11 protein-coding genes are annotated in these 14,345 nt (G+C 65.6%); 9 read left to right on the top strand and 2 right to left on the bottom strand.

What is annotated here, in order from left to right:
- Positions 1-84: 84 nt before the first annotated feature.
- On the top strand, positions 85-867 hold the full coding sequence (locus BTH42_RS08005; protein WP_075297637.1) for a flagellar brake protein: 783 nt from the start codon (positions 85-87) through the stop codon (positions 865-867).
- Positions 868-938: 71 nt separating this feature from the next.
- On the opposite strand, the gene BTH42_RS08000 is transcribed toward BTH42_RS08005, so the two are convergent.
- Positions 939-1,841: a LysR family transcriptional regulator gene (locus BTH42_RS08000; RefSeq protein WP_075297635.1), complete on the bottom strand. Its 903-nt coding sequence runs from the start codon at positions 1,839-1,841 to the stop codon at positions 939-941.
- Positions 1,842-1,944: 103 nt separating this feature from the next.
- On the opposite strand from BTH42_RS08000, the gene BTH42_RS07995 reads away from it, so the two are divergent.
- The 8 genes from BTH42_RS07995 (at position 1,945) to BTH42_RS07960 (ending at position 11,122) form a co-directional block, all read left to right on the top strand.
- Positions 1,945-3,147 (top strand): MFS transporter, encoded by a 1,203-nt coding sequence (locus BTH42_RS07995; RefSeq protein ID WP_075297633.1) that lies wholly within the window; start codon positions 1,945-1,947, stop codon positions 3,145-3,147.
- Between the two features lie 284 nt (positions 3,148-3,431).
- Positions 3,432-4,238, top strand: a complete 807-nt coding sequence (gene dkgB, locus BTH42_RS07990) for a 2,5-didehydrogluconate reductase DkgB (protein ID WP_075297631.1) — start codon at positions 3,432-3,434, stop codon at positions 4,236-4,238.
- A gap of 100 nt (positions 4,239-4,338) precedes the next feature.
- The gene (locus BTH42_RS07985; protein WP_075297629.1) at positions 4,339-5,460 is read left to right on the top strand and encodes an alkene reductase; all 1,122 of its coding nucleotides are present in this window, start codon (positions 4,339-4,341) and stop codon (positions 5,458-5,460) included.
- Between the two features lie 32 nt (positions 5,461-5,492).
- Positions 5,493-6,491: an aldo/keto reductase gene (locus BTH42_RS07980; protein ID WP_075297627.1), complete on the top strand. Its 999-nt coding sequence runs from the start codon at positions 5,493-5,495 to the stop codon at positions 6,489-6,491.
- Between the two features lie 432 nt (positions 6,492-6,923).
- Positions 6,924-7,928, top strand: a complete 1,005-nt coding sequence (locus BTH42_RS07975; RefSeq protein ID WP_075297625.1) for a sugar ABC transporter substrate-binding protein — start codon at positions 6,924-6,926, stop codon at positions 7,926-7,928.
- A gap of 96 nt (positions 7,929-8,024) precedes the next feature.
- Complete coding sequence (locus tag BTH42_RS07970) at positions 8,025-9,014, top strand: ABC transporter permease (protein ID WP_075297623.1); 990 nt, start codon at positions 8,025-8,027, stop codon at positions 9,012-9,014.
- A gap of 20 nt (positions 9,015-9,034) precedes the next feature.
- Positions 9,035-9,835 carry an ATP-binding cassette domain-containing protein gene (locus BTH42_RS07965; RefSeq protein ID WP_075297621.1) on the top strand — a complete coding sequence of 267 codons (801 nt, stop codon included), beginning with the start codon at positions 9,035-9,037 and terminating at the stop codon, positions 9,833-9,835.
- A 45-nt stretch (positions 9,836-9,880) separates the two neighbouring features.
- Positions 9,881-11,122 (top strand): ROK family transcriptional regulator, encoded by a 1,242-nt coding sequence (locus BTH42_RS07960; protein ID WP_075297619.1) that lies wholly within the window; start codon positions 9,881-9,883, stop codon positions 11,120-11,122.
- Between the two features lie 17 nt (positions 11,123-11,139).
- Here BTH42_RS07960 and BTH42_RS07955 read toward each other — a convergent pair whose 3' ends face one another.
- The gene (locus tag BTH42_RS07955) at positions 11,140-14,271 is read right to left on the bottom strand and encodes a transglycosylase domain-containing protein (protein ID WP_075297617.1); all 3,132 of its coding nucleotides are present in this window, start codon (positions 14,269-14,271) and stop codon (positions 11,140-11,142) included.
- Positions 14,272-14,345: the final 74 nt, after the last annotated feature.

The raw sequence follows: 14,345 nt of genomic DNA, 5'->3' as shown, positions 1-14,345 counted from the left end.
CAAAGCCGGGCGCCACGCATCCTCGCGATGCCGCCCCCGCCCCACACCGGCCAGGCCAGGGCCACCACACGCATGGATATTCGAATGATCGCCGCCCCGCTGCTCGACGCCGACGTCGTCCCGCCGACTCACGACAACCACAACGACATCGCCGATGAGTTCGTGCAACGCCACCCGCTGCAAATCGCGGTCTGCCTGCGCAATCTGATCGTCGGACAGGACTTCGTGACGGTCGAATTCGACGGCCGCCAGATCGTCACGCAGATACTCGAGGTCGATTCGCGCAACGCGCGCTTCGTGTTCGATATGGGCAGCGTCGCCGACGACAACCACGCGCTACCCGCCGCGCGGCAACTGACGTTCCGCAGCCTGCCCGAAGGTATCCGCACCGAATTCACCTGTACCGGCGCCGAACTGATCTCGTTCGACGGCCGGCCCGCGTTCGAGGCATCGTTCCCCGCGCTGCTCTACTACGTGCAACGCCGCGAGTTCTTCCGCGTGCAGACGCCGGTGCTCGATCCGTATCTGGCGAACGGCTGCTACGAGGACGGCGACACTTTCCGGCTCGCGTTGCAGGACGTATCGCTCGGCGGCGTCGCGCTGAAGAGCGCCGACGCGCGCTTCGGCACGCTCGCGCGCGGCACCGTGCTGAGCGGCGTGCAATTGCAACTGGGCATCTTCGGTAGCTTGCAGGTGGACCTGGAGATCGTCGCGCCGCGTCACACGACGACGGCGAAAGGCGAAGTGCGCTATGTGATCGGCTGCCGGTTTGCGAGTGCGTTGGGGCCGGCGGAACGCACGCTGCAACGCGCGATCACGCAACTGGAAACGAAACGGCAACGACTCGCGCCGCGCGCAACGAAGTGATCTGTGAAGTGACCTATAAAGCGAGCGGCGAATCTACGGAAAATCGCGGCTACGGAAAATCGTAGCCCGCACTACCGCTCGAACTCCGTGCCGCGCACCGCCTCGATCAGATAGTCGACGAACGACGCAATCCGCGCGGAAATCGCGGTGTTGCGGTAGTAGACCGCGTTGATCGGCTGCCGTGCGTCCTGGGTCTGACGCGGAAACAGCTGCACGAGCGTGCCGTCGTGGCGATCGCGCGCCGTCATGAAGTCGGACAGACAGACGATGCCCGCGCCCGCCAGCGCAAGCTGCCTGAGCGTCTCGCCGCTCGACGAGAAGATCGCCGGTGCAATCCGATACGGCTCCTTGTCGGGACCGGGAATCGGCCAGATGTTCAGCGCTTCGGGCTGATTGAAACCGAGCAGCGCATGCTTCGCGAGGTCTTCCACGCGCCGCGGATGCCCATGCGCTTCGAGATAGGCCGGGCTCGCCAGAATCCGCAAGCGGCTGCGCCCCACCGGCTTGCCGTGCAGCGTCGAATCCTTCAGCGCGCCGATCCGGAGCGCCACGTCGGTACGCCGCTCCAGCAGATCGATGATCCCTTCGTTGCTGTTCAGTTCCAGCTCCACCTGCGGGTAGCGCTCGCGATAACCCTGCACCAGCGGCACGATCACGTGCAGCATGAACGGCGTCGCCGCGTCCACGCGCAACCGTCCCGAAGGCCGTTCGCGCCGCGCGGCCATCTGTTCCTCCGCGCCCTCCACCGAAGCGATGATCGCGCGCGCATCCGCGAGGAACGCGCGGCCCTCCTCGGTCAATTCGAGGCGGCGCGTGGTACGGCGCAGCAGCGTGGTCTTCAGCTTCTGTTCCAGCCTTCCCAACGTGCGGCTCGTCGCCGAAATGGTCAGCCCGAGTTGCTCCGCCGCGGCCGTGATCGAGCCGGAGTCGACGACGCTGACGAAAGCCTGCAGTTCATCCAGAGTGATTTTCATTGTTGAATTGAAATCAAAACAGATTCGTTTATAGACGAGTTTTTCCGCAAAAGTAAACAGTCCACACTGGCGCCCATCTTCCACACAGCCAGTATCGGACACCATGCCACTCGCGTTACTCGCGCTCACCATCAGCGCTTTTGCCATCGGCACGACCGAATTCGTGATCGTCGGACTGATCCCGACGATCTCTTCCGACCTCGCGATCAGCCTGCCGTCCGCCGGCCTGCTCGTGAGCCTCTATGCGCTCAGCGTCGCGGTCGGCGCGCCGCTGCTCACCGCGCTGACCGGGCGCGTGCCGCGCAAACTGCTGCTCGCGGGGCTGATGGCGCTCTTCACGATCGGCAACCTCGTTGCCTGGCGTGCGCCCAGTTACGAAGCGCTGATCGTCGCGCGCGTGCTGACGGGGCTCGCTCACGGCGTGTTCTTCTCGGTCGGCTCGATCATCGCGACGACACTCGTACCGAAAGAAAAAGCGGCCAGCGCAATCGCGACGATGTTCAGCGGGATGACGGTGGCGTTCGTCGCGGGCATTCCGCTCGGCACCTTCATCGGTCAGCACTTCGGCTGGCGCGCGACGTTCCTGATCGTCGCCTTGTTCGGCCTGATCGCGTTTCTCGGCGCAGTGGCGTTCGTGCCGCGCAATCTCGCGCATACGCGTCCGGCCGGTTTGCTCAAACAGTTCGGCGTGCTCGCGCAGCCGCGTCTCGTGCTGGTCTATGCGATGACCGCGGTCGGTTACGGCGGCTCGCTGATCGCGTTCACGTTCATGGCGCCGCTGCTCGAACAGATCAGCGGCTTCACGCCCGCGCAGGTCAGCATCGTGCTGGTCGCCTATGGCGTGTCGGTCGCGGCCGGCAACATGTGGGGCGGCAAGCTCGCCGACCGCGTGGGTCCGGTGAAGGCGCTCAAGCGGATCTTCCTGCTGCTCGCCGCGGTGCTGCTCGCGCTCACGTTTACCGTGCACAACCGGTGGCTCGCAGTGCTGACGATGCTGGCGTGGGGCGCGGTCGCGTTCGGCAATGTGCCGGCTCTGCAGGTGTACGTAGTCCAGCAGGCACGCCGCTTCGCGCCGGAATCGGCCGACGTCGCCGCCGGCTTCAACATCGCCGCGTTCAATCTCGGCGTGGCGGGCGGCTCGTCGCTCGGCGGTCTGATCGTCGCGCACATCGGCCTCGGTCATACGCCGTGGATCGCGGCGGCGGTCACGCTCGGCGCGTTCGCGCTCACCGCGCTGAGCGGCCGGCTCGATAACCGCGAAGGTCAGCCGGAGCGCACGGCGGAGCCGATGGTGGTTAGCCACTGAGAGAGCTTGCCTGGCATTCCATAGCTTTCACGGCGGCACCGGCATGCACGCCGCTTACACGCGCGGTGTGTGCTGTGCGTGCGGGGTTTGCGCGGCAACAGCTGGAATCCAGCGCCTCGCCCGCGCCGCGCCGCGCCTCGCCTCGCCTCGCCTCGCCTCGCCTCGCCGCCGGCAAATATTTGATTTCAGTTCAAAACTGTTTCCCTTTTATCGCAGTTTTTCGCATAGATCGAAGCGAGCACAATGCGTGCATCGATCTGCAATCCTATTGTCCGGAGAACCTCATGAGCACCATTCCCGCATTCGGCCTCGGCACCTTCCGTCTGCAAGGCCAGGTCGTCATCGATTCGGTACGCACCGGTCTTGAACTCGGCTACCGCGCGATCGACACCGCGCAGATCTACGGCAACGAGGCCGAGGTCGGCGAAGCGATCGCCGCATCGGGCGTCGCACGCAAGGACCTGTTCGTCACCACCAAGATCTGGGTCGACAACTATTCGCGCGCCAAACTGATTCCGAGTCTCAAGGACAGCCTCACGAAGCTGCGCACCGACGCGGTCGACCTGACGCTGATCCACTGGCCCGCGCCCAACAACGGCGTCCCGCTCGAAGAGTTCATGAGCGCGCTCGCCGAAGCGAAGGCACAAGGGCTGACGAAGCAGATCGGCGTGTCGAACTTCAACATCGAACTGACGAAGCAGGCAATCGCGGTGGTCGGCAAGGAGAACATCGCGACCAACCAGATCGAGCTGAGCCCGTATCTGCAAAGCCGCAAACTGGTGGACTTCCTGCAACGCGAAGGCATTCACGTCACCTCGTACATGACGCTCGCTTACGGCAAGGTGCTCGGCGACCCGGTGATCCGCGCGATCGCCGAACGCCGCCACGCGACCCCGGCCCAGGTGGCGCTCGCGTGGGCGCTGCGACTCGGCTACTCGGTGATTCCTTCGTCGACCAAACGCGAGAACCTCGCGAGCAACCTGCTCGCCCAGACACTGGAACTGAGCGACGACGACATGGCGCAAATCGCGGCACTGGAACGCAACGGCCGCGAAGTGAGCCCGGAAGGTCTCGCCGCGCAGTGGGACTGACGCGACCGGAGCGCGATCGACGCGCAACGAAACGCAGCCCTTAGCCCATCTCCAACCTTCGCGGCGCAGCCGCCGCGAAGCTGAACAGGACACCCGCACCATGCAGCATGATCCGCTTTTCCAACCCTTCAAGCTCGGCACGCTGACGCTGCCGAACCGCATCGTAATGCCGCCGATGACGCGCTCGCGCGCGAGCCAACCCGGCGACGAAGCGAACGACCTGATGGCCGCGTACTACGCGCAGCGCGCCGACGCCGGACTCATTGTTAGCGAAGGCACCTACATTGCGCCGCTCGGCAAGGGCTACGCGTGGACGCCCGGCATCTGCACGGCGGCCCAGGTCGACGGATGGCGCAAGGTGACGAACGCGGTTCATGCGAAGGGCGGGCGCATCTTCGCGCAGCTCTGGCACGTTGGCCGCCTGAGCCATACGAGCCTGCTCGGCGGCGAGCAGCCGGTGTCGTCGTCGGCATTGCAGGCCCATGGCGTGAACGTGTTCATCGCCAGCGGCGAGGCCGGCGTGCCGGGCTTCGTTCAGGCCTCCGAGCCACGCGCGCTGAGCGTCGACGAGATTCGCGACATCGTCGCGCAATACCGCGCGGCGGCCCGCAATGCGATCGACGCCGGTTTCGACGGCGTCGAGCTGCACGCGGCGAACGGCTATCTGGTCAATCAGTTCATCGACTCCAACGCGAACAACCGCACCGACGAGTACGGCGGCTCGCTCGATAACCGCCTGCGCTTTCTCGACGAAGTGGCGCGCGCGCTGATCGAAGGCACCGGCGACGCGCAGCGCGTCGGCATTCGCCTGGCACCCCTGACGACCTTGAACGGCTGCGAAGACGCCGATCCGGAAACGACCTATCTCGCGGCGGCCCAACGGCTCGGCGAGATCGGCGTGGCGTACATCCATATCGCCGAAGCCGACTGGGACGACGCGCCTCACATGCCGCTCGAATTCAAGCGCAAGCTGCGCGGCGCGTATCCCGGCGCGCTGATCTATGCGGGCCGCTACACCGGCGAGCGGGCGCGCGACGCGATCGACGCGGGCTGGGCCGATCTGATCGCGTTCGGCCGGCCGTTCGTCGCGAACCCGGACCTCGTGCAGCGCCTGCGCAGCGCCGCGCCGCTCGCGGAACATCAACGCGAAACGCTGTTCGGCGGCGGCGCGCAAGGTCTGACCGACTACCCGTTGCTCGACGGCAGCGCGGCTGCCGCCTGAGCGGCGCGCAACCCTATTTCGAAGGAACACTCATGCGTATCACCATTCCGTCGCGGATCGGTTTCGGCACCGCACCGCTCGGCAACATGTACAGAAACATTCCCGAGGACGAGGCCATCGCCACGGTTCACGCCGCGTGGGATAGCGGGATTCGCTATTTCGACGGCGCGCCGCTGTACGGCGCGGGCCTTGCCGAACTCCGACTCGGCGAAGCGCTGGCCGGCCGTCCGCGCAGTGAATACGTGCTCGGCACCAAGGTAGGCCGCCTGATTCTCGACGAGGTCGAAGCCACCACCGCGCGCGATCTCGGCGAAAAAGGCGGGCTGTTCGAGCACGGTCTGCCGAACCGCATCGTCTACGACTACAGCGAAGACGGCACGCTGCGCTCGATCGACGACAGCCTCAAGCGTCTGCGCACCGACTATCTCGACTATGTGTGGATTCACGACCCGGCCGTCGATTTTCACGGCGACGCATGGCACGACGTGTTCGACACGGCGATGAACGGCGCGGCGCGCGCGCTCACGCGGCTGCGCGAAGAAGGCGTGATCAAGGGTTGGGGACTCGGCGTGAACCGCGTCGAGCCGTGCGAACTCGCGCTCGAACGGGCCGACCCGGACGGCTTTCTGCTCGCCGGCCGCTATACGCTGCTCGACCATGCCGCCGCGCTCGACAAACTGATGCCGGCCGCGCAGCAGCGCGGGCTCGGCATAATCGTTGGCGGTCCTTATAACTCCGGCGTGCTCGCCGGCGGTACGCACTACGAGTATCAGAGTGCGCCGCAAGCGATTCTCGATCGCGTGCAGCAGATCAACGCGATCTGCGCGCAGTTCGGCGTGGATATCCGCGCGGTCGCGCTGGCGTTTTCGCTCGCGCACCCGGCTGTGGCTGGGGTCATTCCCGGCGCGAGCCGGCCGGAGCGGATCGCGGAGAATCTGGCGTTGATGAACAGCGCGATTCCCGTCGAGTTGTGGGGCCAGTTGAAGGCCGCGGGTCTGATCAGTGCGGACGCGCCGACGCCGCAACGCTGATTGGCGGGCGCGGCCGGTACGAACCCGGCTGCGCCCAAACCCGCAATAAGCCCTTTAAATAAGCGCTAAACGCATATCTCCCGCGCGTCGATTCGGCACGCAAAACCCCTCCTTCAGACTTCAATCCGCTTTCAATCGAGCCAGGGCTTTCCCGAAGCCCTGCGCCGTCACCTTGCGCCGCACCACGCCGCGCGAGCCTTGTCGCGTCTGGCGCGCCGCCTCCCCCACGACTGTCTCGCCGCAATTCACGCTCAAATCTTCTGCCTTGACGATCGTTAATTCGCCTGCTGTACTAAATCAACCAAAGTGATTTAGGCAGTCGGAGCGCACCTCACGCGCACCGTCAGCCCCATCGTTTCCCGCTGTCAGCCCAGCTTCATTACCTAGCAGTCCAGAACGTCATTGCGATCATCGTCATCGGAGGAGCGTCCCATGAATCTGAATTTCCGCAGGCATCCTGTCGCCGGCAAAGTCGTGTCGGTGTGCATCGCGGCGTCCGCGCTATGGTGCGCGAGCGCGACCCAGGCGGCCGACCAGCCCGTGGTCGGCCTGATCACCAAGACCGACACCAACCCGTTCTTCGTGAAGATGCGCCAGGGCGCGGAAGCCGAGGCGTCGAAAGACGGCGCGAAACTGATGACGGCGGCCGGCAAATTCGACGGCGACAACGCGAGCCAGGTCACCGCGATCGAAAACATGATGACGGCCGGTGCGAAAGCGATCCTGATCACGCCGAGCGACACCAAGGCGATCGTGCCGAGCATCAGGAAGGCGCGCGCGGCCGGCGTGATGGTGGTCGCGCTCGACACGCCGACCGACCCGCAGGACGCAACCGACGCGCTGTTCGCGACCGACAACTTCAAGGCCGGCGTGCTGATCGGCAAATACGCGAAGGCCGCGCTGAACGGCAAGCCGGCGAAGATCGCGACGCTCGATCTCGCGCCCGGCGTGTCGGTCGGCGTGCTGCGCCATAACGGCTTTCTCGAAGGCTTCGGCGTGAAGGAAGGCGATGCGTCGATCGTCTGCAGCCAGGACACTCGTGGCGATCAGGCGAAGGGCCAGACGGCGATGGAAAACTGCCTGCAGAAAGCGCCCGATATCAACGTGGTCTACACGATCAACGAACCGGCGGCCGCCGGCGCGTATCGCGCGCTGAAGGCGGCCGGCAAGGACAAGAGTGTGATGATCGTATCGATCGACGGCGGCTGCGAAGGCGTGCGCAACGTGAAGGCCGGCGCGATCGCGGCGACCTCGCAGCAGTACCCGCTGAAGATGGCCGCGCTGGGCGTGAACGCCGGCGTCGACTACGCGAAGAACGGCAAGAAGGTCTCCGGCTACAAGGACACCGGCGTCACGCTGATCACGGATAAACCGATGTCCGGCAGCGACAGCAAGGATACGAAGTTCGGCCTCGACAACTGCTGGGGCAACAAGTAACGCGCATCGCACGGCGGCCCGCCGCAACGGGCCGCCATCGGATTTGCCGCGTGATCTCCACTTCACGGTCACGCTCATGTATTGAGGACTGCCATCATGTCGACTCCCTCCGCGCCCGCCGGTCGCCCGCGCCCCTCCTTCACCGAACACCTGCCGTCGCTGTCCGAAGCCGGACCGCTGATCGCGCTGGTCGCCGCCTGTGCGTTCTTTATCTCGCAGAGCGACCGCTTCCTGTCGTTCCAGAATCTGTCGCTGATCCTGCAACAGACGATGGTCGTCGCGGTCATCGCGATCGGCCAGACGCTGATCGTGCTGACCGGCGGCATCGACCTGTCGTGCGGGATGGTGATGGCGTTCGGCTCGATCATCATGACCAAGTTCGCGGTCGTGCTGGGCGTGCCGCCGGTTCTCGCGATTCTGTGCGGGATCGGCGCCAGCACGTTGTTCGGTCTGCTGAACGGTCTGCTGATCACACGGATCAAGCTGCCCGCCTTTATCGTCACGCTCGGCACGCTGAACATCGCGTTCGCGCTGACGCAGATCTACTCGAACGCGGAGAGCGTGTCGAACCTGCCGGACGCGATCATGTTTCTCGGCAACACGTTCCGGATCGGGCCCGCGGAAGTCACCTACGGCACGGTGCTGACGCTGCTGATGTATCTGGCCACGTGGTTCGTGCTGCGCGACACCGTGCCCGGCCGGCACCTGTATGCACTCGGCAACAACCCCGAAGCCGCGCGGCTGATGGGCCTTTCATCGACGAAAATCCTGCTGACCGTCTACACGCTGGCCGGCGCGATCTACGGGATCGCCGCGCTGCTGTCGGTGTCGCGCACCGGCGTCGGCGATCCGCAGGCGGGGCAAACCGAAAACCTCGACAGCATCACCGCGGTCGTGCTCGGCGGCACCAGTCTGTTCGGCGGGCGCGGCTCGATCGTCGGCACGCTGCTGGGCGCGCTGATCGTCGGCGTGTTCCGCAACGGCCTGACGCTGATCGGCGTTTCTTCGGTCTACCAGGTTTTGATCACCGGCATGCTCGTGATTCTCGCGGTCGCCGCCGACAAACTTTCGCACCGCGGCCGTTGAGCCTGGACAGGAGCCCTGTGATGTCGACTCTCACCTCAACCTCTTCCGCTGCGATGCCGGTGCTGCAGGCGCGCGGCCTCGTCAAACGCTACGGCAACGTGACCGCGCTCGACGGCTGCGACTTCGAAGTGCTGCCCGGCGAAATCCTCGCGGTAATCGGCGATAACGGCGCCGGCAAATCGTCGCTGATCAAGGCGCTGTCCGGCGCGACCGTGCCCGACGAGGGCGAGATTCTGCTCGACGGCAAACCGGTCAAATTCCGCAGCCCGCTCGACGCCCGCGCGCACGGGATCGAAACCGTCTATCAGGAACTCGCGGTCGCGCCGGCGATGAGCATCGCCGAAAACCTGTTCCTCGCCCGCGAATTGTTGAAACCCGGCTGGCGCGGTTCGCTGTTCAAGATGATCGACAAGCGCCGCATGCTCGAAGAGGCGACCTCGGCAATGAAGGATCTGCAGATCGGCATCCGCTCGATGCGCCAGGCGGTCGAGACGCTGTCCGGCGGTCAGCGCCAGGGCGTCGCGGTCGCGCGCAGCGCGGCATTCGCACGGCACGTGGTGATTCTCGACGAACCGACCGCCGCGCTCGGCGTGAAAGAAGGCAATATGGTGCTGGAGCTGATCCGGCGCGTGCGCGATCGCGGGCTGCCGGTGATCCTGATCAGCCACAACATGCCGCACGTGTTCGAGGTCGCGGACCGCATTCACATCCAGCGGCTCGGCCGGCGCGCGGCGCTCGTCAACGCGAAGGACGTGCATATGTCGGACGCGGTCGCGATCATGACCGGCGCGAAGGAAGCCGACGTGAAGGCGATCGCCTGAGCCGCCGCCGCCCGCGCACTGAATCGCCGAACGGACCTTACGACGATGGATACGACCAGCACCGGAAGCCGCAACCGCCGCCCCGTCAAACGCCCGGTCGGCTCGAATCAGGTCGGCATGCGCCAGTTCAACGAGCGCATCGTGCTGCAAACGATCCGCCTGCACGGACCGCTGCCGAAGGCCGACGTGAGCCGCCTCACGCGTCTGTCGATGCAGACGGTGTCGATGATCGTCGACCGTCTGATCGACGACGGCCTGCTCGAAAAGCAGGCCCGCGTGCGCGGCCGGATCGGTCAGCCGTCGGTGCCGATCGCGTTGCGCGGCGACGGCGCGTACACGATCGGCATCAAGGTCGGCCGGCGCAGTCTCGACGTGCTGGCGCTCGATTTCGCCGGCCGCGTGGTGTGCCGTGACGTATTCGAGTACGCGTATCCCGATCCGCGCGCGCTGTTCCCCGCGCTCGAAAGCCGGCTCGCGCGTGTGCATCAGACGCTCGGCGCGAAGTCCGGCAAGGTGGTCGGCGTCGGCGTCGCGGCGCCGCTGTGGCTCGGCGGCTGGCGCGATTTTCTCGGCGCGCCGCCCGATGCGCTCGACGCATGGCACGAGATCGATCTGCGCGCGCGCATCGCGACGATGACCGGTCTGCCGGTCGAATTCGCGAAGGACACCACCGCCGCGTGCGCGGCCGAACTCGTGATGGGCCAGGGCCGCGGGATCCACAACTTCCTGTATCTGTTCGTCGGCACGTTTATCGGCGGCGGGCTCGTGATCGACGGCCGTTTGCACAGCGGCCCGCACGACAACGCCGGCGCGGTCGGCTCGATTCCGCTGCGCGAGGGCGGCGCGCGCAAACCGGCGCGGCAACTGCTGCACGCGGCGTCGGGCTTCGTGCTCGAAAAGCTGTTCAGCGATGCCGGCGCGCCGCCCGCCGCCGCGCACGATCATCGCGCGCTATCGGCCGAGTTGTGGCGGCATACCGAACAGTGGCTCGACAGCGCGTGTCCGGCGATTGCGAGCGCGCTGACCAATGCGGCCGCGTTGCTCGATCTCGAAGCGGTCGTGATCGACGGCGAACTCGACCGGCAACTGCTGCGCGAAATCATTCGCCGTACTGAACGCGTGCTCGATCATTTCGAATGGGAAGGGATGGTGCGGCCGCAACTGCTCGAAGGCGCGATCGGTGCCGACGCGAGAGCGTTGGGCGGCGCGATCCTGCCGCTATACGCGCATTTCGCGCCGGTGCACGAGCTGTTTCTGAAGCCGGCGACGGACGCCGGTGTTGAGTAACGAAGTACCGGCCTTGACTACTGCCCCGCCACCTTAACGGCGGTCACAGCAGGTGCAGCCGACACCGCAGCCGGCGCCGGGGCCACCGCCACGGTCTTCGCCACCGGCTGATCGAGCAACGGCTGCAACGCCGGCGCCATCGACTTCAGCAACTGCACCGCCAGCGCGCTCGTGAATTCGTAATGCGACGCATACGGTTCGTGCACCCACGCGGTCAGCGTGCCGTAGAAACGATCGCCGAGCGCGAACACGAAGGTCGCGCTGCGATTGACCTTACGCGATTCGATCAGCCGCGCGCCCTTCGCATACACGTTCAGCCGCTGATCGCCGGTGCCGGTCTTGCCGTACACATCGAGCGTCTGGCCGTTCGGGAACGTGATGCCCTGCGCGAGGCGCCGCGCGGTGCCGCCCGTCACCACGTCACGCAACAGCATCCGCACCGTGCCGGCGATTTCCGGCGACAGCTGCTGTTGCGGCGCGACCGCCGCGCGCCGGAAATGCGTTTCGTACGGCGTGTCTTTCGCGAAGTCGATCTGCGTCAGCGTGTCGGTCGGCACCTTGTTGCCGTCGTTCGCGATCACGCCGATCAGTTGCGCGAGCGCCGCGGGCCGGTCGCCGGACGCGCCGATCGCCGCCGCATACGACGGCGTCAGATTCGCAAACGGATAGCCGAGCGCCTGCCACGATTTGCCGATCGCATCGTATGCGCGCAGTTCGACCATCCGCTTGATGCGACGATCCTGAGTCGCGTGATAGCGGGTCTTGAACAGCCACGAATACGTGGACAACCGCACCTCCTGGCTCGCGGTTTCGATCTGCGCGAGCGTCGCACCGGGATGCGAGCGCAGATAGTTGAGCGTCCACAGTTCGAGCGGATGCACGCTCGAGATATAGCCGCGATCGTTCAGATTGAAGCGGTCGATCCCGTACTTGTCGTACAGGTTCGCGAGATCTTCGTCGTCGAGCATCGCCGCGGCCGGCGTATTCTTCAGCGCCGCGCGCATCATTTTGTTGAACCAGGCATTCGATTCTTCCGGCGCGACGCTGCGCAGCACGGTCGCGACTTTCGGCGGCGACTTGCGCACGCCGAGCAGGAGCAGCGTGATCGCCTGGTCGGGCGTCTTGCCGTGGTACTTCGTGTAGAAGCGCTTCAGGTAGACGCGGCTTTCCTGATCGGCGAAACGCGTCAGATACATCTTGCGGGTCGCCGGGTCATTGAGCCATTGCGCGGACGGGCCGGTGGTCTGCACCATCTCGTAGTGAACGATATCGCGCATCAGCCGCACGAACACCAGGTTCACCGAATGCTGGAACGCGCGATGCACGGTCAGGATGCGGCTGTTGTCGTCGGATTCGAAGTTCGTGAAGGTCTGCGCGCCGCCGCCCGTATAGAAGGTTTCGCCGGGGCTCGCCGAGTATTTGCGCTCGACCGCCGCGTCGAGCATCGACTGCAACGAGCGGTCGCGCGTATGCAGCAGATAGGCGATCGCCCAACGCGTCAACTGATCGTTGAGGTCGGGCTTGAGCGCCTTCAACTCGGCATCGCTCATCGCGCCGTAGCGGGTATGCAAATCGGTGACGATCTGCAGATACGTGACCACGGTACGCAGTTTCGCGGTCGAACCGAGATTCAGACGCGCGCCCGAGTTGATATCGAACGGCTGGTTCACGCTGTCGGTCTGCACGCGCACGAGGTTCGCGTCGCCGTGCCGCTCGAACAGCGTGAAGCTGTACGCGATATGCGACGGATCGTCGGAACCGCGCAGCATCTCGAAGCCGACGAGGCCCGCCGCTTTTGCGCCGTCGCGCGTCGCGGCGGCGGCGAGCCGGTCGGATATCGCCTGTTGCACCGAGTTATTCAGCGTGCCTTGCGCCTCTACGTCGAGACGGTCGAGTTCGTAGAAACTGCGCACGCCGAGCGCAGTCATCAGATGCGAGCGTATCGACGTCACCGCCTTGCGCGACACGAATGATTCGGGGTCCTGCACACGCTTGCCCGCATGATGCAACTGGACTTGCGCGGCCAGCGCGGCGTCGCGCAACTGCGCGGAGATCACGCCGCCGCTCGCGAGCAGGCGCAGATAGCTGTCGGTAAGCCGCTCCAGTTCCGGATAGCCGCGCCGCAGGAAGAATGACGGCGCCCGCTGCGCGATCATCAGCGACAGCACCTCGCGAAACGCCTGCCCCTGCTCCGGCAGATTCGCGTCGGTCGGCTGCGCGTTCAGCAGCCGGTTGGTCTCGCGAAAGTCGCGCCCGTACCACGCGGACAGACCATCGCCAATCCCGCTGATTTCACCGATGCCCGGCTGCGCGGCGAGCGGCACCGAGTTCAGATAGCGCACGACGATCTGCTGGCGCGCGGGCAGCGTTTGCGCGCCATCCAGATACGCGCGCACCGACGCCGACGCGATCTGCCGCAACTTCTCCGGCGGTGTTGCGGTGCGGCCGCCCGCCGAGTGGCGAAATTTCTCGATCTGCGTGGCCAGCGTGCTGCCGCCGGGCGTCTGCTGATGATGGTTGAAGAAGCGCAAGCCCTGATCGGCGAGCGCGCGGCTGAAACGGCCCCAGTCGATCGCCGGATTGCGGTTCGGCTGGTTCGGATCGAGCAGATAGCGATCCTCAATAAATAGCAGCGAGTTCACGATCACCGGCGGAATCGCGTCGAAGCTCGCGTATGCGCGGCCCGGATACCGCGCGCTGAACAGCGGCGCGCCGGTGCCGTCGAACAGTTGCAGGCCCGCGGTGTCTTTTTCCTCGTACGGCAGAAACAGGCCGTTATCGGCCAGCGACAGCATCCGTTCGGAGTCGCGCGCCTGCGAGCTGACCTCGAAACCGCGCTGCAGCAAACGCTGCTGGAATTGCGGCAACAGCGCATAGCCGAGCCGCGTGTCGTACGGGCCTTTATCGGCGGGAGGGAAACGGATCGAAGGGCTGGGACCGTCGGCGACCGAGAACGCGACGTCGCGGGTCAGTTCGGAAAGGTAGCGGGCCTGTAGCCGCGAGGTGTCGATCTCGACCTGCACGAGGCGCGCAACGAGCGCGATGCCGACGAGCAAGAACGCGGCCAGCCCCCATTTGAGCCAACGCCAACTGCGCACAGGCACGGTGCCGGTTGCGCGAAGCGGAAACCGAAGCGGTGGCCGATTCATGGCTGCTCTCCCCGAGCTATCGCCAGGCTATCGACCCTGGCTCACTGCATTTGAAGCAGTGTAGCCCCGAAAGA

Origin of the sequence: Burkholderia sp. SRS-W-2-2016, assembly GCF_001931485.1 — a bacterium.
In the GTDB taxonomy this organism is placed as follows: Bacteria; Pseudomonadota; Gammaproteobacteria; order Burkholderiales; family Burkholderiaceae; genus Paraburkholderia.
Note: the sequence above shows the minus strand (reverse complement) of the source record. Positions and strands in the feature narration are given on the sequence as shown.